This window comes from Polynucleobacter sp. JS-JIR-II-50, from assembly GCF_018687895.1.
GTDB lineage: Bacteria > Pseudomonadota > Gammaproteobacteria > Burkholderiales > Burkholderiaceae > Polynucleobacter.
In genome coordinates, this window is record NZ_CP061307.1 from 674,896 (window position 1) to 698,449 (window position 23,554).

The 23,554-nt window shown below is 46.5% G+C and carries 22 protein-coding genes and 1 other RNA gene; 11 read left to right on the forward strand and 12 right to left on the reverse strand.

The features are described from left to right. Position 1 precedes the first annotated feature (1 nt). The 4 genes from FD963_RS03600 to trxA form a co-directional block, all read right to left on the reverse strand. Positions 2-1,720: a glycosyltransferase family 39 protein gene (locus FD963_RS03600; protein ID WP_215363076.1), complete on the reverse strand. Its 1,719-nt coding sequence runs from the start codon at positions 1,718-1,720 to the stop codon at positions 2-4. 89 nt (positions 1,721-1,809) lie between these two features. Continuing rightward, a complete protein-coding gene (locus tag FD963_RS03605) occupies positions 1,810-2,157 on the reverse strand; it encodes a type B 50S ribosomal protein L31 (protein WP_072582141.1) in 348 nt (115 codons plus the stop codon). Between the two features lie 178 nt (positions 2,158-2,335). Continuing rightward, positions 2,336-3,598: a transcription termination factor Rho gene (gene rho / locus FD963_RS03610; protein ID WP_011903147.1), complete on the reverse strand. Its 1,263-nt coding sequence runs from the start codon at positions 3,596-3,598 to the stop codon at positions 2,336-2,338. Between the two features lie 248 nt (positions 3,599-3,846). After that, entirely contained in the window at positions 3,847-4,173 is a 327-nt protein-coding gene (gene trxA / locus FD963_RS03615) for a thioredoxin TrxA (RefSeq protein WP_062309025.1), read from the reverse strand. Between the two features lie 110 nt (positions 4,174-4,283). On the opposite strand from trxA, the gene FD963_RS03620 reads away from it, so the two are divergent. Continuing rightward, the gene (locus tag FD963_RS03620) at positions 4,284-7,250 is read left to right on the forward strand and encodes a PD-(D/E)XK nuclease family protein (RefSeq protein WP_215363078.1); all 2,967 of its coding nucleotides are present in this window, start codon (positions 4,284-4,286) and stop codon (positions 7,248-7,250) included. Beyond that, positions 7,247-10,780, forward strand: a complete 3,534-nt coding sequence (locus FD963_RS03625) for an exodeoxyribonuclease V subunit beta (protein WP_251367310.1) — start codon at positions 7,247-7,249, stop codon at positions 10,778-10,780. Before FD963_RS03620 ends, FD963_RS03625 begins: the two co-directional genes overlap by 4 nt. A 4-nt stretch (positions 10,781-10,784) precedes the next feature. On the opposite strand, the gene FD963_RS03630 is transcribed toward FD963_RS03625, so the two are convergent. Continuing rightward, positions 10,785-11,132 carry a BrnA antitoxin family protein gene (locus FD963_RS03630; protein ID WP_215363080.1) on the reverse strand — a complete coding sequence of 116 codons (348 nt, stop codon included), beginning with the start codon at positions 11,130-11,132 and terminating at the stop codon, positions 10,785-10,787. Then, a complete protein-coding gene (locus FD963_RS03635; protein WP_215363082.1) occupies positions 11,113-11,385 on the reverse strand; it encodes a BrnT family toxin in 273 nt (90 codons plus the stop codon). The genes FD963_RS03630 and FD963_RS03635 overlap by 20 nt, the downstream gene beginning before the upstream one ends. A 95-nt stretch (positions 11,386-11,480) precedes the next feature. Here FD963_RS03635 and FD963_RS03640 point away from each other — a divergent pair, with 95 nt between their 5' ends. Next, positions 11,481-11,627: a hypothetical protein gene (locus FD963_RS03640; protein ID WP_215359793.1), complete on the forward strand. Its 147-nt coding sequence runs from the start codon at positions 11,481-11,483 to the stop codon at positions 11,625-11,627. A 70-nt stretch (positions 11,628-11,697) separates the two neighbouring features. Here FD963_RS03640 and FD963_RS03645 read toward each other — a convergent pair whose 3' ends face one another. Then, on the reverse strand, positions 11,698-12,660 hold the full coding sequence (locus FD963_RS03645; RefSeq protein ID WP_215363084.1) for a tripartite tricarboxylate transporter substrate binding protein: 963 nt from the start codon (positions 12,658-12,660) through the stop codon (positions 11,698-11,700). Then, positions 12,657-13,724, reverse strand: a complete 1,068-nt coding sequence (locus FD963_RS03650) for a tartrate dehydrogenase (RefSeq protein ID WP_215363086.1) — start codon at positions 13,722-13,724, stop codon at positions 12,657-12,659. Before FD963_RS03650 ends, FD963_RS03645 begins: the two co-directional genes overlap by 4 nt. Positions 13,725-13,951: 227 nt before the next feature. On the opposite strand from FD963_RS03650, the gene FD963_RS03655 reads away from it, so the two are divergent. The 3 genes from FD963_RS03655 to FD963_RS10380 are packed head-to-tail and all read left to right on the forward strand — an operon-like array spanning position 13,952 to position 15,952. Further along, complete coding sequence (locus FD963_RS03655; RefSeq protein ID WP_215363088.1) at positions 13,952-14,443, forward strand: LexA family transcriptional regulator; 492 nt, start codon at positions 13,952-13,954, stop codon at positions 14,441-14,443. Between the two features lies 1 nt (position 14,444). Continuing rightward, the gene (locus tag FD963_RS03660; protein ID WP_215363090.1) at positions 14,445-15,761 is read left to right on the forward strand and encodes a Y-family DNA polymerase; all 1,317 of its coding nucleotides are present in this window, start codon (positions 14,445-14,447) and stop codon (positions 15,759-15,761) included. A 59-nt stretch (positions 15,762-15,820) separates the two neighbouring features. Next, the gene (locus FD963_RS10380; protein WP_255407106.1) at positions 15,821-15,952 is read left to right on the forward strand and encodes a hypothetical protein; all 132 of its coding nucleotides are present in this window, start codon (positions 15,821-15,823) and stop codon (positions 15,950-15,952) included. A 64-nt stretch (positions 15,953-16,016) separates the two neighbouring features. Here FD963_RS10380 and FD963_RS03665 read toward each other — a convergent pair whose 3' ends face one another. From FD963_RS03665 to FD963_RS03675, 3 genes are all read right to left on the reverse strand, one after another. Continuing rightward, positions 16,017-16,304 carry an XRE family transcriptional regulator gene (locus FD963_RS03665; protein WP_215363092.1) on the reverse strand — a complete coding sequence of 96 codons (288 nt, stop codon included), beginning with the start codon at positions 16,302-16,304 and terminating at the stop codon, positions 16,017-16,019. Next, positions 16,301-16,648: a type II toxin-antitoxin system RelE/ParE family toxin gene (locus tag FD963_RS03670; RefSeq protein ID WP_215363094.1), complete on the reverse strand. Its 348-nt coding sequence runs from the start codon at positions 16,646-16,648 to the stop codon at positions 16,301-16,303. The genes FD963_RS03665 and FD963_RS03670 overlap by 4 nt, the downstream gene beginning before the upstream one ends. A 111-nt stretch (positions 16,649-16,759) precedes the next feature. After that, positions 16,760-17,419, reverse strand: coding sequence for a putative quorum-sensing-regulated virulence factor (locus FD963_RS03675; RefSeq protein WP_215363095.1), 660 nt, complete (start codon positions 17,417-17,419; stop codon positions 16,760-16,762). A 185-nt stretch (positions 17,420-17,604) separates the two neighbouring features. On the opposite strand from FD963_RS03675, the gene FD963_RS03680 reads away from it, so the two are divergent. Beyond that, complete coding sequence (locus FD963_RS03680) at positions 17,605-18,594, forward strand: sulfurtransferase (RefSeq protein WP_215363097.1); 990 nt, start codon at positions 17,605-17,607, stop codon at positions 18,592-18,594. 290 nt (positions 18,595-18,884) lie between these two features. On the opposite strand, the gene ffs is transcribed toward FD963_RS03680, so the two are convergent. Further along, an RNA gene (ffs, locus tag FD963_RS03685) (signal recognition particle sRNA small type) lies at positions 18,885-18,983 on the reverse strand. A 32-nt stretch (positions 18,984-19,015) separates the two neighbouring features. Here ffs and dnaX point away from each other — a divergent pair. The 4 genes from dnaX (at position 19,016) to FD963_RS03705 (ending at position 23,373) form a co-directional block, all read left to right on the forward strand. Then, positions 19,016-20,692 (forward strand): DNA polymerase III subunit gamma/tau, encoded by a 1,677-nt coding sequence (dnaX, locus tag FD963_RS03690; protein ID WP_215363099.1) that lies wholly within the window; start codon positions 19,016-19,018, stop codon positions 20,690-20,692. A 52-nt stretch (positions 20,693-20,744) separates the two neighbouring features. Further along, positions 20,745-21,068: a YbaB/EbfC family nucleoid-associated protein gene (locus FD963_RS03695; protein ID WP_215359808.1), complete on the forward strand. Its 324-nt coding sequence runs from the start codon at positions 20,745-20,747 to the stop codon at positions 21,066-21,068. A gap of 33 nt (positions 21,069-21,101) precedes the next feature. Beyond that, a complete protein-coding gene (gene recR, locus FD963_RS03700; protein ID WP_215363101.1) occupies positions 21,102-21,716 on the forward strand; it encodes a recombination mediator RecR in 615 nt (204 codons plus the stop codon). Positions 21,717-21,957: 241 nt separating this feature from the next. After that, positions 21,958-23,373, forward strand: a complete 1,416-nt coding sequence (locus FD963_RS03705; protein ID WP_215363103.1) for a carbohydrate porin — start codon at positions 21,958-21,960, stop codon at positions 23,371-23,373. The last annotated feature ends 181 nt before the right edge of the window (positions 23,374-23,554 follow it).

Consider the following 23,554-nt stretch of genomic DNA (forward strand, 5'->3'; position numbering starts at 1 on the left):
TTTATTCCGGAATAACTTCGTATAGGCGCAGGCGTTCGTCACGGTCGGCAGCACGACGATCTTCCCAAAGCAGTGTGAGCTTTTTATTATTCAGTTGCGCGTACGCCTTTGCTTCGGATTGGCTATGGGTCAGCATCCATGGGCAATTCGGATCATCGCGTAAGTTCAGCTTGGAGAAGTATTCAAAAGAGGCGAGCTGTGCAGGGCCTAAGTTACTAGTGTCAATGCAGCCGCCACCAGTGGGGATTACTTGCGCCAATCGTGCAGAAACTTGACGATAGGTTTTAGCATAGTTAATGGTTGGTAGCCATAAAGACATCAGCAGAACCCACATCAAAGTAGTCCCTGATGCTGAGATGATGAGGCAGCGCCAAATTTCTTTTGGGGCTCGAGAAGTTCTCCAGCGAACTACTGCAAGCCATACGCCTGTAGTAGCGAGAGCCACGATAAAGGCTAAGACGTTAAATTGACCTGAAAATCCAGGAAGTAGGCGTGCAATATTGGCGGCTGTAGATTCTGGATAGCCAGTGACTTTTGCTAGCCAAATAATCCAAATAGCCAGAGCGATCAGCGTAAAGCTGAACATTGCAAACCAATCAATGAAGCTGATGACGCTCCGCTTAAGAATGGGCAAGCTAAATGCGGCAATGATCGCAAGACTTGGAATTAAGATCATTAAGTCATGTTCGTTAGCCTCGAGGCGGAACAGAACATAAATTAAGCTACCAATGAATAAGCTTAGAGGAATGCAAAGATGTGGTGCGCGCCATGCGCCGGATTCTTTAATGCGCCCCCAGTGAGCAAGAGAAACGATTGCGAGTGGCCAGACAGGCCACGCGTAAGCCCAGAAGTTCACACTCAAGAAACCCAGTGAATCGATCGAGGGGGTGGCGCGCATTTCCGGTACATTGCGCCAGCCTTCTTCAGCGATGTGACGCCATTGCACTGGCAGATCGGCTAAATACCAAATCAGAGGCCAAATAGCAAAACCAATTAAACCTAAAACGGTACTAGTAAGTGTCCAACGAAAGCGCAACTTTGCATTACTAGCAATGACCGCAATGATGGTCGAAGTAACAATGATTAAGCTGAGTGTGAGATTGCTCGAGAGGGCGACGATGACAATACCAAGGCCAGTCCACAAACCACCTTGCCAAGGTTTATCTAAGCCGCGCACCGTACCGTAAAGAACAATGCTAATACCCATTAACTGCGCCATCATTGGCGTTGTTTCATGAGCGCGTTGCGCTAGACCTACGCACGCTAAGAAAATGAGCAGTGCACCATCAGCTAAGGTCATGCCGTAGCTCTTTAAATCTGGCTGACCACCAACAGCAAGTGCCATCGGCTGCACTTCACGACGACGACCTAATAAATAAGTGGCATACCAAATTGCTAGTGCAGCAGAGAAGAAGCAGATGGCTGCGTATAAGCGTGCAGCATTAGCGGCGCCAATGAATGGACCAAACCACTCAATGAGTGTGGCACCCATCCAATAAGGCAAGGGCGCGCCCAGAGAGATGTCGCGTCCAGCTAAGTGGGGCACCATCCAGTCTAAGGAGTTGCCGCGAAAGAGTGTCCACATGCCACCAAACCCAATGGCATCCTCATTCTTCCAGGGGTCCCGAAAGAAGAGGCCGGCGAAACCATAAACTAAGGTCAGCGCAAAAATAATAATGCGCGGAATAGATTTAGTGGCGGCGGCAGTAAGTTTGACCATGTGTGAAGTTCAAAATAAAAAAGGCAGCAAACGCTGCCTTGATTATCTCGCAGAGCAGGTATTTAACATACCCCGCGAATAGAAGTGGTTTAAGCCTTCTTCTTAGCTGGCTTTTCAGCAGCTTTAGCTTCTGCAGCAGCAGCTTTTTTCTCAGCTGTTTTAGCAGCGCCATCACCGGTAGCTTTGGCAACAGCTTTAGTACCGAATTTCTGACGGAATTTCTCAACACGACCAGCGGTATCCATAATTTTCTGGGTACCAGTGTAGAAAGGGTGTGATTCAGATGAAGTCTCGATCTTGGCTAATGGATATTCATTGCCATCTTCCCACTTGATTGTCTCTCTAGTAGACATAGTGGAGCGAGTCTTGAAGCTGAAGTTATTGGAAACGTCTACAAAGACGATTTCACGATATTCGGGGTGAATGCCAGGTTTCATGTTGAGTCCTATGAGCGGGGAGCCGTTTGAGCCAAATTGGCTGAAATACTTTCCCAGGTTTTAAAAGCGGTAAAGGCGAAATTATGCCATGAAATCAATAACAAAGCGCTGTTTTGGTGTGCAAAAGGGGCTAAAACAGCCCCTTTTTACCTTTAAATAGCCCCTGAGGGTATCTAAGTTAGCCTCCGCGACGCATTAAGTCGAAGAATTCACCATTATTTTTGGTCGATTTGAGCTTATCCACGATGAAGTTCATCGCTTCGATATCGTCCATATCAGCCAGCAATTTACGCAATACCCAGATCTTCTGGAGGTTCTCAGCTTTAACCAAGAGCTCCTCACGGCGGGTGCCAGACTTGTTGAGGTTAATCGATGGATAAACACGACGCTCAGCCAAACGACGCTCAAGATGAACTTCCATATTGCCAGTGCCCTTGAACTCCTCATAGATGAGGTCATCCATGCGGCTACCAGTTTCAATCAGAGCCGTTGCGATGATCGTCAATGAGCCACCTTCTTCAATATTACGGGCGGCACCAAAGAAACGTTTTGGACGTTGCAATGCATTGGCATCCACACCACCAGAGAGTACTTTGCCCGATGAAGGAACCACAGTGTTGTATGCGCGCGCAAGACGAGTAATCGAATCAAGCAAGATGATCACATCTTTACCCATCTCAACCAAGCGCTTGGCTTTTTCAATCACCATCTCGGCGACTTGAACGTGACGTACTGCTGGCTCATCAAAGGTAGAGGCAACGACTTCACCGCGAACGGAGCGTTGCATCTCAGTTACTTCTTCAGGGCGCTCGTCAACGAGCAATACGATCAAGATTGCTTCGGGATTATTGGCAGCAATCGCGTGAGCAATATGCTGCATCATCACGGTCTTACCTGATTTTGGTGAGGCCACGATCAAGCCACGTTGGCCGTAACCAATCGGGGAGATCATGTCGATGATACGGCCAGTAAGGTTCTCTTCGGCCTTGATATCACGCTCTAAGCTGATCACGCGATTCGGGTGTAACGGCGTTAAGTTCTCGAACATGATGCGGTTCTTGAGGGCTTCAGGAGCCAAACCGTTGATCTTGTCTACCTTTACCAAAGCAAAGTAACGCTCACCATCTTTAGGGGTGCGAACTTCACCTTCAACGCTGTCACCAGTGTGCAAGTTAAAACGACGAATCTGTGCGGGGGAGATATAAATATCGTCAGGAGAAGCCATGTAAGAGGCTTCAGGGGAGCGCAAGAAGCCAAAGCCGTCGGGCAGCACTTCCAAAGTGCCGTCACCGAAAACGGTTTCGCCAGCCTTCGCACGCTTTTTCAAAATGGCAAACATCAATTCTTGTTTGCGCATCCGTTGAGTATTTTCAATCTCCAAGCTAGCTGCCATTTCAAGCAGAGCGGATACGTGGAGGACTTTGAGTTCAGTTAATTGCATGTGGTTCTCGGGTGTTGAGGAATTTGAATTTGGGAATTTGTTTTGAGGTATCGCTGCGCTGATTTAGATCACGCAGATGTGGAAAAACAGAATTTTGGAATTTGCTAAAAGAAGGGGGAGGTAAATTGCTGAAAATCGGAGCACTGATTAGTGCGTTTGAGTAATACTACACCAAAAAATGGGTGTGACAAGCGTTTAAAGCGGTAAAAGCCACAGGCTCAGCTGGTGAACCTGTGGTCTGCGACTATTTACAGATGACTATCAATAAATGCAGTCAACTGGGATTTAGCCAAGGCGCCTACTTTTTGAGCAGCCACGGTGCCATTTTTGAAGAGAATTAGGGTAGGAATGCCGCGAATATTGAACTGGGCAGGTACGCCTTGGTTCTCATCTACGTTCATTTTTGCGATCTGTATCTTGTCGCCATACTCGCCAGCGAGCTCTTCCAAGATCGGACCAATCATTTTGCAAGGACCGCACCACTCAGCCCAGAAGTCGAGCAGAACAGGTTTATCGGACTTGAGGACGTCTTGTTCGAAAGAGGCGTCAGTTACATATTTAATGCCGGCACTCATGAAAATTCCTTATTTAGACTTATTTAGCGAGTTATTTAGTTATTGCGTTACAACGCTTATATTAGCAATAAGCGGAACGTTCTGCTCAAAATAGATAAATTACCCAATTAATGTCCCAGCCGTTCCCCATTCTTTCTGACCAAAAGCAGCTACAGGCTTGGGCAATTACGCCCAATAGCCAAGCGCTTACCCAATTGGCAAAAGGCATCTGGGATTGTGCAGTGCAAACCAATCAGCGCCCCCTAGTAGTTCTCAGTACTGCAGGACCATTAATCGGGGTTAGAGCAGCCCTTGAATTGAATCGACCCAAAGATCTTCCAATCAACATCGCATTCTTACCTCAAGTGATCAGTTTTACGGATTGGTTAGAAGCCGCACCTGGCGCATGGAAGTTTCCGAAGAAGCAAAGTGATTTAGAGAGGTGGTTGGGGGTCTATGCCACTTTGCGCAAACACAAAGATCTGCAGTCATGGTTTAAAGCCGAAACAGAATCTGGTGCATGGGGTCTAGCGCAGGCAATCGTTGAAGCATGTGACACCTTATCAACTGCAGTGAGTCCACAACTGCAAAAACAGATTCATGAATTCATTCAAAATAATCGGAATGAGAAAAGTAATCTCGGCGAGATCTGTCTGAGTCAGGCGCAGGATTTGCTCGATAGTACTGTTGCTAAAGTCTACTCAGGAATGGCACGCAAGGTTGTTGATCAAGAGACTAAGGTCTTGCTCACATTTTGGCGTTACACCGCGAGCGTGAGCGATCCAGCATTTCGTAATCAGTTTGCAATGGCGGCTCATCTTGAAGCTGCTAAGAAGGCAGATCCCGCAAGACCTCTGATATGGGTAGAGACTGCTGATCCGACTCCCATCGATCAAGAGATCATCGGAACTCTGCTGGCCGAGTATGCTCAACATGCACCTGTGGTAGAGGCAAGGATGAGTTGGAGTGATGTGGGCTTATGGGCAGAGACAATTGGTGCTAGTGATGCGCAGGCAGAGGCGCTCAGGAATGTTAGGCAAGCCCATAGCAAGGGTTGGCGCCTGATTGCAGCTAAACGCTTTGAAGAACTTGCGTGGGCTGCTGCCAAAACAATAGAGCAACATCTGATTGATGGCAAAACTCAGCTGGCGCTTGTTGCGCAAGATCGCTTGGTGGCCAGAAGGGTGCGCGCACTACTTTCAAGATTAGGCCCAGCACTCAACATTCGAGACGAAACTGGTTGGAAATTATCCACTACGCGCGCTGCAGCTGCACTCAATAGTTGGTTAGAACTTATTAAAGCGCCAAAAGATGGGCCCAGTGCAAAAGTCTTGCTTGAGTTTTTGCAGAATCCTTTTTTAGATCTTGGAAGGATTTTGAATCGAGATGCAGAAGTCTGCATTGGACTCATTGCAGAGCTTGAAGATATCCTGGTAGGTAGCAAGGCAGAGTCCGGTTGGAAAACCTTTCACCTGGCCATAGAGGGCGCGCAAGAGAACGCAGCAAAAACATCTAGTGCTTTACCCGGTGCCGCATTATTTGAGTTATTACAGTTTGTCAGAGAGCGCCATCATGAGTGGTTAACACTCAAGGTGGATTGCAGTAAAGCGTATGCTCACCTGCAGGCCAATCTCCAGACAACTGGCATGGTTCAAAGCCTTGAGAAAGATTCAGCTGGCAAGCAATTGCTAGATGTCCTCAAGACATTTGATTTAAGTAAGACGCAGTATCAGGAGGCGCCTATTCGCTTGAGTGAGTGGCTTAGTTTGCTTAAAACCGTCATTGAGGGTGCTAGTTATCAAGAGGCTGGCAAAGAGGCTAAAGCGACGCTGAGTATTTTGCCGTTGAGTTCTACACGTATGCGTGACTTCGAAGCGGTGGTTGTAGTGGGTTGCGATGAACAACATTTACCAGCATATTCCGAGCCACCATTATTTTTTTCAGATGCGCTTAATCAGCTATTAAAGACCTCGACGATAGCAATGCAGTTTGTACAGCAGGCTAGGGATCTCTCGCAGCTACTGGTGTCGTGCACCAATGTCGATTTACTTTGGCAAAGTAAAAGCAATAATGGGGAGCCGCTGAGACCTTCCGCTTGGATACAGCGTTTACAAAATCAAATTGAGTGGGAAGCGAAAACAACTCAATTGAGCAAGCGCTTTTTTGAAGCTGCACCAATGAAGATGGCGGTTGCGCATTTTGAAGAAGATCTACCCATGCCGCTATCGATGAGTCCCAGCGCTTATAAGGCTCTGCGGGATTGCCCATATCGCTATTACGTCCGCAGCCTGCTAGGTTTACGCAAGAACAAAGAGTTTGATGAGGGCTTTGACGCTTCGTTGGCGGGACAGACATTGCATAAACTGCTCAAGCGTTTCTATCAAGCACTCAAAACCCAAGAGCACACCAATCCCGCTCTAAATACCAATTCAGATCAAAGACGTGCTTGGATGGAAAAAGTCTTAAGCGTTTATTCAGAGCAAGCGTTTGCTTCTTTGATTGAGGGCGATGCAAGAGTGATGGGTGCTTTAAGGGATTGGCAAAAACAAATTCCTAGTTTTGTAGATTGGCAGTTGCAACGTGAGTTAGCGGGTTGGCAATATTTCGATGGCGAAGTCAAAGTTGGCTTTGATTTGCCATTTAAGGATATAGATGGCAATCCTAAGATCATTCGTATTGAGGGTTATGCCGATCGTTATGACATCAATGTAGATAACAACAAGCTTGCCTCAGTGATTGACTATAAAAATCAACGTTTTGAGAGAGTCAAAGTTAGGGCCGAGCATATTCTGGATGACCCACAGCTATTAATCTACGCACGGGCCGCCAATGAAGGTCAAGAAAGTCATAAGCTGACTGGACATCAGGTTCAGCAAGCCGAATGGGTGGCCTTGAAGGCGGATATCTCTAAAGGCGAGCAAAAAGCACTGCGCAGCCAAGAGGTGGTTGATATGCCAGAAATGATGCAACAGTTTTCCGAGCAAATTACAGAAGATGTAGAGCAGCTTTGGGCTAAAAAGCCCATGCAAGCATTCGCTCCTGAAGGGGTATGCCAATACTGCGAAGCAAGAGGCATTTGCAGGAAGGGGATTTGGTGAGCGATCAGATTAACGCGTTGCCAGAGAAGCAGCCTTATTCAGAGAAGCTTGCTTGTGATCCACAGCGTTCGGTCATTGTGTCAGCTTGCGCAGGCAGTGGCAAGACTTGGTTATTGGTGGCGCGGATGGTGCGACTATTGCTTGATGATGTGAAGCCACAAGAGATGCTCGCACTCACGTTTACACGCAAAGCGGCGCAAGAAATGCGTGACCGCCTATATGGATTACTTGAACAATTTTCAAAAAGTGACGATGTCTCTTTGATGAAAGACTTAACCGCTCGGGGTATAGAAAAAGAGCAGGCCGAAAAATATCTACCCAAGGCTAAAGCACTTTATGAGCAGGTGCTGGCAAACCCACAACCAATTGTGATTGATACCTTTCATGGTTGGTTTGGCAGGTTACTGGGCGTAGCTCCAGTATCAATGGGCATTCAGCCAGGGTTTAAGTTGCGTGAAGATGCTAAGCGACTGCAAGAGGAGTGTCTTGATGATTGGTGGGGTGATCTCACTCCAGAATTGAAAGCGCATTACGATGTTTTGCTGAAGTATTTGGGCTCACACGAGACGCAAAAACTTTTAATGGGCAAAAGTAGCCTCTTTAAACAGAGAGGTGCATGGACTTTCTTTGCTAAGCAATGCGATCAAGCGGGTATCACCCCAATAGAGCGCTTGAAGCAATCCCTAAATAAACTGAATCTATCCAATCCATTACTAGCTCAGTGGAATGCGCCTAATGCGCTGGCAGACTTACAGTTTTTAGCACGCTGTTTTGAAAATAGTAGCGCAAAAGATAGCGATCTTCTGAAATACTTGGTTCCTGCAATCGCCTGCAAAGAGAATGCTGGCGATGTACTTGAGGTTGCAGTTAATTTTCAAACCACTTTCTTAACCAAGGAACCAAAATACCGTAGCAATAACGACAAGGCTTTAGGAGAAGCGAAGAAATATCTTGAGAAGATGGGTGAGGCTCATCGCATTGATGAGCACATCGCCATTAAGCAGAATTGGGGCCATGCTTTTGAGGAATACCTGTTATGGCAAGCAGAGCAGGATATCTTTGCAATCAATGAAGCCTGGTTTGCTCTAAATCAATCCATGATGGCGCACGCCAACGCTCAAAAAGAAAATATGCGCGTGCGTGATTTCGATGACTTAGAGCTTGGTGTCAGCTTGCTGATGAGCGATGCCGCTAATGCTGCCTACCTTCAATCTCGCTTAGATGCTAAATACAAGCAAATATTGGTTGATGAGTTCCAGGATACCAATCCGCTGCAATGGCAAATTCTGCGAGCTTGGTTGGCAGGTTATAGCGAAGGTGATGAGAGACCAAAAGTCTTTATTGTGGGTGACCCCAAACAATCGATTTATCGCTTCCGTCGCGCTGATCCGAGATTATTTGTAAGTGCAGCCCAGTTTTTGCATCAATACCATGCCGCCGTTTACATTGAACAAGATAAAACGCGCCGTAATGCAGGTGAAATCAATAAAGCGGTAAATACAATCTTTCAGGGCGAGCAAGTTCCCCCCGATTACCCATACTCAGAACAGCAAACGCTTTGGGCTGCTCCTGATGAGGGCAAGCCCATCGACGTTTATGCTCAACAAGGCGAAATTTATTTACTACCGCTGATTCCTTATGTGGAACAAATTCAAGAGTTACGAGAAGGCAGCGCTTTTGATGGCGCCATTGCGGATTCAAGTGAAACTGTTGGAGTGATTCAGCGTCAACGTGAGGGTGAGTTGGTTGCGCGCCTCATTAAAGAAATTATTGCTACGCGTAAGGTGGCAGATAAAGAGGGGGGGGAGGAAATGTGGCGCGAGGCCAGGGCGAGTGATTTCCTGTTGCTGGTAAAGCGTCGTAAATATTTGCCTCAATACGAAAGAGCGTTGCGTGATGTCAAGCTTGCTTATGAGAGTCCACGCTTAGGCGGTCTGCTCAATACTCTTGAGATAGACGACCTGATTGCTTTGCTGACTGTGCTAGTAACCCCTCGCCATGACTTGCCATTGGCGCAGGTGCTTAGAACCCCGATTTTTGGTTTTATAGAGAAACAAATGCAGCAATTGGCAGTGGCGATGACCTCTGGCCATTACCGCTCCTGGTGGGATGCATTGCAAGACAGTAGGGATGCCAAGCTGCAAGTGGCTGCGCGTTATTTAAAGCATTGGCATCTTTTAGGTCAGCGCTTGCCGGTTCATGACCTGCTTGATCGTATTTACCAAGAGGGTGATGTGCGCCTGAAATACGCTGCGGTCTGTCAGGATCTCGATCGACCACAGGTCTTGGCAAACCTGGACGCCTTCTTAGAGGTGGCGCTCAATCAAGACGGTGGTCAATACCCTAGCTTGAGTCGCTTTATTCAGGAAATTAACATTAAGCGCCGCGGGGATGATGATGAAACCCCCGATGAAGGTGATGTGGATGCGGCAAGTGATGACAACTTGGTTGATGTAGATGAAGGGAGCGAGATGTCAGAGGAGGATCGTCATAAGCGTGTGCGCTTGATGACTATTCATGGTGCCAAGGGATTGGAATCACCCTTTGTCATTATTCTCGATGCAAATAATACCGATACCAATGTGGATTACAGCGGAGTGTTGATAGACTGGTCTCCGCAAGAAGAGGGGCCATCACATCTATCGTTATTTACGTCTAAAACATTGACAAGCCCACGCAGTGAAATCAATGAAGCGGAGAAGCAAATTGGTGAAAAAGAAAACTGGAACTTGCTTTATGTTGCAATGACCCGTGCGCGACAAGGTTTATGGATTAGTGGTGATGCTCAAAAACCAACCGTCAACAATCCTAGCGGCTTGGATAAAGTATCTTGGTATGGGAAGGCGAGTAATGTTGGGTTGGCCATTTACCAGGTAAATCAGCAAGCTGTAGCCACAGAAGAGGTTGAGGCTATTAAACTTATGCAAGCAAACGCGGTTGAGGATTTTGTCTTGGACTGGAATCCCGCACAAGAAAGTCATGCGCAAATGTTGTCTGATATCGAAAGCGGCGTCACAGTTGAAGTATTTGCAGGCGAGGGCGAGCGGGCAGAAGATCCCGACCCAGAAATTTTGGAAGAAGGTACGAACTTCCATAAATTACTCGAGTTCCTCACCCCAGATTCCAGTAATGAAACAAAGCCACCTATGCCAAGCGAGCAAGAGCTCATGAATTGGCTTGCTGTAGATCAGGAACATGCGAAAGCGCTACTCACTCGTACTAGTAAAGTATTAGAGACACCTGAGCTCAAACGCTACCTGACATCGGGTGAATGGCTGCAGGCGTGGAATGAACTAGATATCGCTAGCAAGGATGGCAAGAGCTATCGCATGGATCGTTTGGTGGAGCTTGACGATCATTTGGCCATCATCGATTACAAGCTCACTATCCCAGAGGTGGGTAGCGAGAAATATGAAAAGTACCGCAAGCAGTTACAGGGCTACCAGGCTGAGTTAACCCGAATTAGAAAAGACAAGCCAAACAAGGCTTACTTGATTTCGTCTAAGGGTGAGATAGTCGAAGTAAGGTAAATCCTTAAGCTGCAGCCTTGAATTTGTTGGTCATTAAAGCGCCTTTGCTCAACTTCTTTTCAACAGTAGATATTGATTTGGATTCTCTTTTCACTTCACCAAGGACTTGATTGATAAAAGTTTGCCAGCCTTCCCCCTTGGATTTATAAAAATCTAAAGTTTCCTTATCAATTCTTAGGGTAACCTGCTCTTTAGCTCCACTGCCTAAGGGTCTCCCTCTGCCCCGAACCGCTCGGTGTTTAATTTCATTCCACTCTTCTTCTGTGATGGGCGGGTTGTCAGGATCGGATAGGGCTTCCTTGGTAATTGCAGCATCCTCTTTGGCACTCGGTCTAATTAGTTTTTTCTTCATAAAAATTTACCTCACGGGCGTTTGCTTTTCTTAGGCTAATAATTCTGATTGCTATTTTTGATTCAACATAAACCACGCAATACACGCGTTGATTATTTGGAATCAGGGCAATGCGCCTTTCTTCACCATAATCTTTTCTTTGGTCGACCCAGTTATAGGAGGCATTCCAATCAAGTAGCTTTGCATCTGAAAGGGGTGGGCCATGTTTTGAAAGGTTTAAATCATTTTTTGCCGAATCATAAGTGAATTTCATCGGAAATATTGTAGTTACGTTAAATCATAACACCAATGAATTAATATAACTACAAAAATTATGGGAAATCCAATAAAGGAGTGGTTAGGAAGGGCATGAAGCACTATCATTGGAATATGGAACGTTTCCCCTTCATTCTCGAGCTAGTAGAAGTTGCGCAGCCCTGGTTCTTCCGAGCTAGCGTTTACCTATCCAATGCATTTCTGGATGATCCCGCGATTCTGGCATTTGCTTTTTGCTAAAACAGAAAGCAAGCGCCCAATAAAAAACCACCGAACATGCGGTGGTTTTTTATTTAAGGAAGTTAAAGTCTTACTTAATCATCCCTGCATTCTTGGCATCATCCATGGCTTGAGCTGTTTTCTCTTTCATGAATGCCGGCATCTTTGCTAGAGGAACATCCACAATCACAAAGCCAGCATCTTCCAATTTCTTTTTAGTCTCGGGATCGGCATTGAGCTGTGCGAAGTAGTCAGACATCTTTTGCTGCAATATCAGCGGAGTTGCTTTGGGCACGGCAACGCCACGATAAGCGCCGTCTACCCAGTTCAATCCCAGTTCTTTAAAGGTTGGCACGTCTGGTAGAGCGGGATTACGTTTCTCAGTAGCAATTGCTAGCGTACGCACTTTTCCTTTTTGCTGAATAGCCAAAGGTAGATAACCCATCGCGCCATCAACGTGCATTCCAATCAGGGCGGTAATCAAATCGCCCGTGCCTTTAAAGGGAACGTAAGTAATTTTGACGCCAGCCAGTTTATTGAGGCGCTCGACTGCCATGTGGTTGGCTGAGAACTGTGCGGATCCAGCAAGCGTCATCTTGCCGGGATCTTTTTTGGCAGCCGCAATAAATTCTTGATAGGTCTTGTAAGGACTATCTGCGGAAACCATCAAAGCATCAGGGGTGAAGTGGTAGTAGTAGATCGCATTAATATCTTCAGTCTTGTACTGAATGCCTTCCTGTAGCGGCTGTAAGATGGTGTGTGGAATATTCACACCCACTACCGTTGTGCCGTCGGCAGGATAGGTATTCATAGTGCTCCATACCAATGCGCCACCAGCACCAGCACGGTTCATCACTACCATGGGCTGCTTAAATTTCTTGGCAGAGATGTCGGCTTGGTAACGTGCGACTAAATCGGATTCCCCGGCAGGCGGGAAGGGGATGATGTACTGAATGGTTTTGTCGGGGAAGGGTTGAGCATGCGCGCCGGATAACAAGCCAAGTGAGACCAGGCCAATACTCAGCAATCTACTTAGCAATTTAAATAGCTTCATTTGGAGATCTCCTCAATGACTGCATTGGTAACGTCACTCATCATGGCGGTGCCGCCTAAATCACGAGTGTGCAACTTAGGATTGGCCGTTACTTTTTCAATGGCTGCCATTAACTTTGCGCCGAGCGCTTTCTCACTCAGGAAGTCGAGCATCATCACTGCTGACCAGAAGGTGCCAATTGGATTGGCAAGACCTTTGCCCATAATGTCAAAAGCAGAACCATGAATCGGTTCAAACATGGATGGGTAGCGACGCTCTGGGTCGAGGTTTCCAGTAGGCGCAATGCCTAGGCTACCGGCTAATGCAGCTGCCAAATCACTGAGTACGTCTGCATGTAAATTGGTAGCAACGATGGTATCCAAAGATTCGGGGCGATTGACCATGCGCGCAGTAGCAGCATCAACCAACTCTTTATCCCAAGTGACATCCGGAAAATCTTTGGCAACAATATTGGCAATCTCGTCCCACATCACCATGCCATGGCGCTGTGCGTTGGATTTGGTAATCACGGTGATGTGCTTGCGAGGGCGTGACTGCGCTAACTTAAAAGCGAAGCGCTGTACGCGCTCAACGCCAACGCGCGTCATGATGCTCATATCAGAGGCAACCTCAATGGGATGGCCTTGATGGGCTCTACCGCCTACACCAGAGTATTCGCCTTCAGAGTTCTCGCGCACAATCACCCAATCAAGCTGATCTGGCTTGCAATTGCGTAGTGGTGTTTCAATCCCGGGAAGAATGCGCGTAGGGCGTACGTTTGCATATTGATCAAAGCCCTGACAAATTTTGAGACGCAAGCCCCACAAAGTAATGTGATCCGGAATCTTAGGGTCGCCAGCTGAGCCGAACAAAATCGCATCTTTAGAACGCAAAGGTTCGAGACCATCCTCGGGCATCATGATGCCGTGCTTGCGGTAGTAGTCGCCACCCCAATCAAAGTGCTCAAATTCAAAAGCGACTTCAGGATGTTTTTTGCTTAAGGCATTCAATACCTTCTCGCATTCCGGGATTACTTCTTTGCCAATGCCGTCACCTGGGATGGATGCGATCTTATACGTCTTCATATGTCTCCTACTGTTCTTTTTATATGAGCCACTGGATCACTTCCGCAGTAACTTCTAGAACCATTATGCAATTCCTTGGGGGGCAATATGAGTAGGGTCAACTCGGGGTTTATGACTAGGGAGGCCGAGAAAAAAGAGGGGGTGGGAGGGACTCATAGCCCCAAAACAACAAAAATAAGGCCATTTTTACGGTTTTTACATATACTGTATAAACATACAGTATATTAATGACTATGACGCAAGTAATGAAACCCGCAAAAGTAACCCTAAGCCAGGCACCACAAGCCTTGGCAGGCCATTTTGCCGCCTATGAGCTCAAGCTCCTAAGTCATCGGATGTCAGCTGGATTCCCTAGTCCAGCGGCAGATTACGCCGAAGACGGCCTCGATCTGAACCATTACCTTGTCCAGAACAAGCCAGCTACCTTCATGTTTACCGTGAAGGGGGATTCCATGCTGGGCGCGGGGATTTGCGATGGCGACAAGGTCGTCGTTGATAAAGCCCTTAAGCCAAAACATAAAGATATCGTGGTCGCGGTAGTGGATAGCGAGTACACCATCAAGCGCCTTTATCAGTTGCGCGGCCGTATTGAGCTCCAGCCAGAAAACCCAAACTATCAACCCATTACCTTTAATGAAGGCAGCGAGCTGCAAATCTGGGGTGTAGTGGTTGGGGTAGTGCGTAAGTACAGCAATGCCAGTGGCAGAAACGGGAAGTGAGATGAACTCCAATTCACAAACCATATCAACTCCGCTCTTCGCACTCGTGGATGTAAACAACTTCTACGTTTCTTGTGAACGTGTATTTCAGCCTAAGTTGGAAGAAGTGCCGATGGTCGTGTTATCTAATAACGATGGCTGTGCTGTAGCACGTAGTGCTGAAGTCAAAGCGCTTGGCGTGAAGATGGGAACGCCTTGGTTTCAAATGAAGGACTTGGCCAAGCAGCATGGCATTCAGGCTTACTCGTCTAATTACACCTTGTATGGCGACATGAGTAGTCGTGTAGTTCAAGTGCTGAGAGCGTTCACGCCAAACCTAGAGGTTTACAGCATCGACGAGAGCTTTTTACAAATCGAGACAGTCTTAAAGCAATATCAAGACACGATTGAATTGGGTCAAAAGATTAAACAGGAAGTGAAAGATACCACTGGCTTGCCAGTCTGCGTGGGCATTGGTGCCAGCAAGACCTTGGCTAAGTTAGCCAATCACTTGGCTAAGAAACATAAGCAGTTCGTTGGCGTATGTGATGTCAACGCTATGGCCAAAGAAGAGCGCTATCAGTGGATGAGCGAGACTGAAGTGGGCGAGGTTTGGGGGGTTGGTAAACAAATTGCCAAGAAACTCAAAGCCCAAAACATTCAGAGCGTATTTGATCTTTTGCAAGCCTCACCACAAGCCATGCGTCAACAGTTTGGCGTGGTGATGGAGCGCCTCTGTTATGAGTTGCGCGGCACATCTTGCTTGCAACTAGAAGAAGTAGCGCCAGCCAAACAACAAATTATTGCCTCCCGCAGTTTTGGTAAGTTGGTGACTAGCCAGGTAGAGCTTGCGGAATCGGTTGCCACTCACGTAGCGCGTGCAGCTGAAAAGCTCAGAACCCAAAATAGCACTACGGGCGCGCTCACCGTATTTATTCAGACCAATCCGTTTAAACAAAACGAGCCACAGTATCATCAAAGCGCCACGATTCCATTAGCGGATCCAACAGATAACACTCTGACCTTAACCAATGCAGCATTGGCAGGCCTCAAGCAAATCTATCAAGCCAACTTCCGCTACAAGAAGGCGGGCGTCATCCTCAATCTGATTAGCGATAAGCCAACAGCTCAGCAATCCTTGTTTGAGGATATCGAGACTAAAGGTAAGTCTGCTCATTTGATGAAAGCGGTAGATGAGATCAACACGCGCTTTGGCAATGCATTCATCAGATCTGCGGCCGCAGGAACCAATGGCACTAAAGAAGAGTGGCAGATGAGATCAAACAATCGGTCGCCGAACTACACCACGAGGTGGGATGAGTTACCGGTAGCCAGGTAAAAAATTCAGTAACAAATTAATTAGCAAATAACAAGTAATAACGCATAAAGGAGAAGCAAATGGACTTACTAAACAACTTCAACGGAATTTCTCTCGTAGCCATCATGGTTTTGTCTTACTGCGCAGTATTGAAAAATACTAAGCGTCATGAAAGCGCAACAAAACAAGTCTTTAATCGTAAATATCAGTAAAGAACAAGCAGTAGGCCTGGAAGGGGAATAAGGAAATCACGGATTCCTTATTCCCTTATTCTTTTTAGGCAGCCTTTAGTTCAAGCTTAATTCTCTTTCCCAGGGCAGTCGCTGCACTGGCTAGTGTAATTAATGTGAGGCTGGTGTCGCTTTCATCAAGCAGGCGATTTAAAGCTGCGCGACTGGTATGCATTTTCTTAGCCATAGAGGTTTTGGTGATTTGTTGTTTCTCCATTTCACGCTCAATTTGCCAGGCTATGACACGTTTTACTGCTACGGCAGTTGAGTGTTCGAGCAGGGATTCTTCTTTTAAGAATTCGTCAAAATTGCTGCCAATATGCTTTTTCTTCATACCGATCTCCTTAACTGCTTTACTCTAGTTTTTGCTAAATCTAAATCTTGCTTGGGTGTCTTTTGCTGTTTCTTGATAAATCCATGAATCAATATCATGATGTTGTTCTCTAGTACAAAAAGAACTCTCGCAATACCACCACTGAGTCTGCACCGAATCTCCCAAATTTCGCCATCAATGTGTCTGACAAGAGGCATTCCAAGAGGCCGGCCAAATTGAACGGTTTTAATATCCTCACCTATTCGCTTTTTATCCTTGACAGTCTGCAATTGAAGCCAATTTCTAACGGGCTCGTTATTTGTTTCTGTTTTAAAAAAACGCACTTCTAGTATGGGGGTCTTCATCCATATAGCGTACCAATAATGATACACATATTACATCAGGAATTACTGAATTTGATGTAGGAAGATTTAGCCTGTCAAATGGGCGGGTTGATGGGGTGCTACAAGGCTTGATTAATTGGCTTCTAAAGCTTTGCGCAAATAACCAGAGACATTGTCTTGGCGTAGTAGCCATTGCTTGTAATCACTGGGCACTTGGCTAATGAGCTCACCCTTATGTTTGCCATAAGGCATGGTCTTTGGAATTCTGGCTTTCTCGGACATCTCCCATAAAGCATCCAAAGAAACGGGGTGTAACTTATCGATAATCTGAGCAACAATTTTTGAGCAGATCCATACATCGGCTAAGGCGCTATGCGCATTGCGCAGTTGATCTCTAGCAGTATTGCGTTCAAAGTAATAGAGCAGAGCGCTTTGCGTGTGACTATCTAAATCAGGCCACAGACTACGCGCCAGTGCCAAAGTGCAAATGCGCTTGACCTCAGGACTGCCAATCGCAACCCAATCAAAATCAATATTGTGGCCAATGAGATATTTAGTTCCGGCCGGCAATCTAAAAGAGCTGCTTGCGGGACAGTTGATCAATTCCTCATCCATGATGTGATGAGTGGCAAGTGCACCTAGGCTAATAGGCTTACCTGGGTTGTAACGTTGAACCCAAGGATTGCCCACTTCAAATGGATTAAGGGAGGTGACATCTAATGAAGCAGCTTCAATAATGACGGCATCGTTTTTATCGGTTGCTTCTACATCAAAAATAATGGCTTGGGGCATAGGGATCTATTGGGATTGAATCATACTATTGTGCCTCGAATTAAGTTGCTCAATTGATATTGAATAAAAGCCACATACCCAAAACCATATTAATTGCTCGTTTTTTACGGAGATCGCTTGTGGGTAGGCGTTGGTTTATCATCAATTTATCGCTTATTCACTCATATTTAATCCAAGGAAGTATCGTGAAATCACTATTGGCAATCGTATTGGCGTCCATTTTTTCCATGGCATTTGCCCAGCAAAAAATAGCCATCATTCAAACAGATCAAATGCAGCAGGCAATTGCTCGCGGTGCGATTATTTGGGATGTACGCGATGAAAAAAGTTACTTAGATGGCCACATCCCAGGTGCGATTAATATTGGTGAGATCGGTAATGTACTGCGTGACCCAAATAAAGAAGACTACATCCCTGCAGAACAAATTCAAAAGATTTTTAACGCTGCTGGTTTAGATGTAAATAAAGATGTTGTGGTTTATGGCGCACGCGGCAATCCATATACTTATTTTGGCCTTTACACCATTAATTATTTTGGTGGAAAGGACGCGCAGATTTACCATGATGGTATTGATGGCTGGAAACAAGCTGGCCTACCAATTCAAAAAGAGCGCCAAACTTTACCACCAGTATCGGTAGTGCTAGTACCGCAGCCTCAATTGGTTGTTAGTAATGAGGAGATGCTCAAGCTTGCCCAGTCGAAATCCGTGCAAATCATTGATGCCAGAACGCCCGACGAGTTCTCGGGTAAGGATGTGCGGACGATTCGGGGTGGCCATATTCCCAATGCCACCAATATCCCCTTCGAGGACAATTGGCAAGACCCAGCAACTGCGATCAAGCTAGGCAAGAAACAAGTTGCCGATAACTCTGGCATGGCGCTAAAAAATCAAACAGATCTAAAAAAACTGTATGCCAATCTCGATCCTGATAAAGAAACCGTGGTCTATTGCCAAAGTGGTGTGCGGGCTTCTGAGACTGCCACAGTGCTGAAGTCTTTGGGCTTTAAGAAGGTCAAGGTATACGACTCTTCATGGCTGGGCTGGGGTAACAACCTCAAAGCGCCAGTTGCCGATGAGACTTTCTTAAACGTTGGTGCGCTTAATGCAAAGATGACTGCAATGCAAAATAAAATCAATCAGCTAGAAGAGGCTTTAAAAAATAAAAACAACTGATGCAATTTAAATAGAGGCTCAATTCTTGGTGGAGGTAATGCTGCACCAAGATTGCTCTCTTCTTACGCTTAAATCATCCGGACTCACTATTTATCGTCATCTAAAACCTCTACGCTGAATCTTTCTACATAGAGGGGATCAGCTTTGCGAGTGTCTATTGAGTGTTCCCATAAACAGCTGCAGTTATTCAGAATCTCGCTGGATGCACGAACTGTTCTGGTTTTGCTGATTATTTGGATAATTTGGGGAATTTTCAGGGTTCTGAAGATCTTCTGAATTCCTGGGGGAGGGTGGATGAGCCAAACCCCCGGCACTGGCAGAAATTGGGTTTGGCTGCTTCGTTCCCGACCTGACCAGGTTATCCAACCCACCATGCGGGGAGGCCCATCCAATTCCATTTTAGCTTGTTAGAATGTAAGACATGACAGCATTGGCATTAGCCCGTTCGTGGCGCCCCAAAACCTTCTCTGAATTAGTCGGCCAAGACCATGTGGTTAAGGCCTTAACCCATGCTTTGGATCAGGGTCGCCTGCACCACGCATGGCTCTTTACGGGTACCCGTGGAGTAGGTAAGACCACGATTGCCCGAATTATGGCTAAAGCCCTCAATTGCACGGGATCCGATGGTTCCGGCAAGATGACTTCAGAGCCTTGTGGAAAATGCCCAGCCTGCATGGAAATCGATGCGGGCCGTTTTGTTGACTATATAGAGATGGATGCTGCAAGCAATCGTGGTGTTGATGATATTGCTGCGCTCCTAGAAAAAGCAGCTTACGCACCCAGCAATGCGCGTTATAAGGTCTACATGATTGACGAGGTGCACATGCTCACCAATCATGCCTTTAATGCCATGCTCAAAACTTTGGAAGAGCCGCCAGAGCACGTCAAATTTATTCTGGCGACTACTGACCCACAAAAGATCCCAGTAACTATCTTGTCTCGTTGCTTGCAGTTCAACCTCAAGCAAATGCCAGTACCACTCATCGTTGAGCATTTAGAAAAAGTGCTTGCTGCAGAAAAAGTGGAATGCGAAGTCAATGCCTTGCGTGTTCTTGCCAAGGCAGCTCAAGGTTCAATGCGCGATGCTTTATCGCTAACTGATCAGGCTATTGCCTATGCGGCTGGCAAAGTTAGCGAAGAATCTGTACGTGGCATGCTCGGCACATTAGATGATGCTTATCTCATCCGCATTTTGGATTGTTTGATTGCTAAAGATGGTGCAAGCCTGCTCGCAGTCGCAAACGAAATGGGTGAGCGCAGTATGTCTTTCTCATTAGCATTGCAAGATCTTTCAAGCCTGTTGCAAAAAATTGCAGCAGCGCAAGTTGTTCCAGAATCTGTTTTAGAAGATTGGCCAGAAGCAGGCGAGATTCGTCGTTTAGCTGGCCAGCTCACAAAAGAAGAAGCGCAACTCTTCTATCAAATCACGATTACTAGCCGCCCAGATTTATCGCTGGCACCGGATGAGCAAACTGGCTTTGCCATGACGCTGTTACGTATGTTGGCGTTTCGTCCCGGAAGCAATAGCAGTGGAGGAGGCAATTCTCCTTCAGCACCATCATCTCCATCGGCTCCGCCAGTAAATACTGCTCGTCCAGTGGCCCCGGCTCCTAAAGCATCTGCACCAGCACCTGCTGCAAGAGCAGCTGCGCCTGCCGCTCCAGTATCGACACCGTCAGCACCGGCTGCACAAATTTCCGCAGCCAGTTCTGCCGAGCGTCCTGATTGGCATGCCTTGATGCGTCAGTTACCCGTTAAAGGGATGGTGCAGCAGTTAGCATTTCAGACAGAGTTGCAAGATTGGAATGATTCAGCTGCAGGGGTGCGTGCAACTATCCTCACGCCGATGCCGCAGTTAGCTTCAGAAGCTTCTGTTGGTCGCTTGGCTGACGCGCTCACCGCTCACTTTGGCAAGCCCGTCAAGATCGTGATTGAAAAGGGTGAAGTAGAGGGCAAGACTGTTGCTAAGGTGGATGCCCAGATTCATCAAGAGAAAAGAATGAATGCGGAGCAAATGATTGCTGCCGATCCATTTATTCAGCAATTAGAAAAAGAGTTTGGTGCCAAAGTAGTTGGCGGTTCTGTTAAGCCTCTTTAATTCAATATCAATATTCATAAATCACAATTAATACCACTAAGGAAATAAAGCGATGATGAAAGGTGGACTTGCGGGCCTCATGAAACAGGCTCAGCAGATGCAAGAGAAGATGAAAACTGCGCAAGCCGAGTTAGCTGCGTTGGAAGTAACTGGCCAAGCTGCCGGTGGCTTAGTAAAAGTAACTGTCTCTGGCAAATATGAACTCAAGCGTGTGCAGATTGATCCAGGTGCCATGGATGACCGCGAGATGTTGGAAGACCTCATCGTGACTGCCTACACAGAAGCATTCAAACAAGTAGAAGCGGCAAGTGCCCAGATGATGTCTGGCGCCACTGCTGGCATGCCAATGCCTCCAGGCTTTAAGTTGCCGTTCTAATTCAATTTTGTTAAATACGAACCTGAATATTTAATGGCGCGCATAGAAGCACCTCAAGATGCACTCGGTCGATTGATCGAGGCATTACGCGTTCTGCCTGGGGTAGGCCCCAAGTCAGCGCAGCGCATGGCGTTCTATTTATTACAGCATGACCGTAATGGCGCGGCAGTACTCGCTCAATCATTGGGTGAGGCAGTTGAAACAGTAGGGCACTGCGCGCGTTGCAATACCTTTTCAGAAACGCAGGTTTGCAGTACTTGTTCCGATGGTCGCCGTGATCCTTCGTTGCTTTGTATAGTAGAAACGCCTGCTGACCAAGTGATGGTGGAGCAGACGCTCAGTTTTAAAGGTAATTACTTTGTATTGATGGGTCGTCTCTCACCACTCGATGGCATGGGCCCAAACGAAATCGGCTTTGATCGACTGCTCAATCGAATTGAGTCTCCCGATACCGGAGTAGCTATACGAGAAGTAGTCTTGGCTACGAATTTCACGAGTGAAGGTGAGGCTACTGCCCACTATATTGGTGAAGTACTTAAAGCCAAGGGTATTAAGGTCACACGTATTGCACGAGGCATCCCAGTAGGTGGAGAGCTTGAGTATGTGGATGCTGGCACCTTAGCTCGCGCCTTAATGGATCGTCGTTAATTCTTCTGAGTGCTCCCTGAGTTGTTTTCAGGGCACACCCAAGACTAGTGCGAGCCCAATCTATCAGCGATTCTTCCCTGATCTGTCATCTCTAGGACATAAAGACTAGGTAAATTGCTCCATATTGGGGATAATTCTGTCTGCACCACCCTTGAGCTTCAATCTCAAGCTGTGTTTGCCTAGTTTTCTCCATCGGCATGTTGCCATTGCATTGCAGTGGCAACCCCATTAGAAATTGTGAATGACCCGCAAGATTTATCTACTCCTCCTGTTGAGCATTATTTGCACAGTCTTCGGAGCAACTGCGTTCGCGCAGAGGGCGGGGTCAGGCGCTGACCAAATTGCAGGTTTTGCGGAGGCGATTCAAGGCCTGCCAACAGAAGGAGAGTTGTTTGGTTTGCCAGTAAACATTCATGGTCAAACTACTTACATCAACCAGCGTTACAACAATTTCACGTCCAGCTATTCTGGACAAAATAGTATGTCTGCGCTCAAGTCAATGAGTTATACCTGGTCGGGAACGTTATTCTTTGGCGCTCGTTTAGCGCCGAATACTGACATCTACTTCAACCCAGAAGTTATTTCTGGCGTACCTTTTTCTGGATTAACTGGCCTTGGTGGATTTACCAACGGTGAAGCAACTAAAGCAAACGGTGCTCAAGCGAAGTTTTATTCTGCCCGTGCTTTTTTGCGTCAGACAATCAATCAAGAGGGCGATAAGATTGTTCTCGAAAACGAAGCTAATCAAATTACCCAAACTGTAAGTAGTAATCGCGTAGTAGTGACTGCTGGCCAGTTCTCCACTTTAGATATTTTTGATGACAGTCGTTACGCTAAAGATCCCCGTGTGCAATTTATGAACTGGGGCAATATGACCTATTTGGCATATGACTATGCGGCCGATGCGCGCGGCTACAGCACAGGCTTAGCGGGTGAGTGGTACCTCGGTAATTGGGTGATGAGAGCATCTCGTATGCTTGCCCCAAAAACCCCGAATAGCCGTGATTTGAACTGGCAGATTTTTAATACTTATGGCGATCAAGTTGAAGTAGAACGTCAGCATCATATTAGCGACTTACCTGGCAAAGTGAGCGTACTTGCTTATCGCAACAAAATGATCTTGGCACGCTTTCAGGATGCGACAAACTATGTAGTGGCCAATAATGCGCAAGGCACTCAAGCCATTAACAATGTGCGTAACAACTATCAATACAAAACTGGTATTGGTGTGAATGGCGAACAGGCTTTAACCAAGGATCTTGGTATCTATGGGCGCGCCTTTACGTCTGATGGTCATACTGAGACGATGTCTTTTACTGAGGCAGATAATTCCTTATCAATAGGTATGGGTCTGAACGGGACAAGTTGGAGTCGTCCAAAAGATACGATTGGCATCTCGATGATGCAAAACGGTTTATCAAGCTATCGAAAGAATTACTTACAGTCGGGTGGGGTGTCTTACTTTATTGGCGACTATGCCGGTCCAGGACAGACAATTTCTTATCGTCCAGAGCGTATTGTTGAGGTGTATTACAACGCGACTGTGATTAAAAATGTTCTGGCAGGTTTGAACTTCCAACATATTAATAATCCGGCCTATAACGCAGCCCGTGGACCCGTAAACATCCTCTCTTTTAGGATCCACGCTGAGTTTTAGGGGTTTTGCTGACTTTAGCCATAATTATTATCTTTAGAATCAATAAGATAGAGATTCTCAATAATTAGACTTTTGGCTTTTGTACCCTATAATCCTTAAAACCCCCGGAAACGGCTTTGGACTGGCTCTAAATCCACATCTGGGGCTATAAAAACAGCATTTTTATTGATTTAGAGGCAGC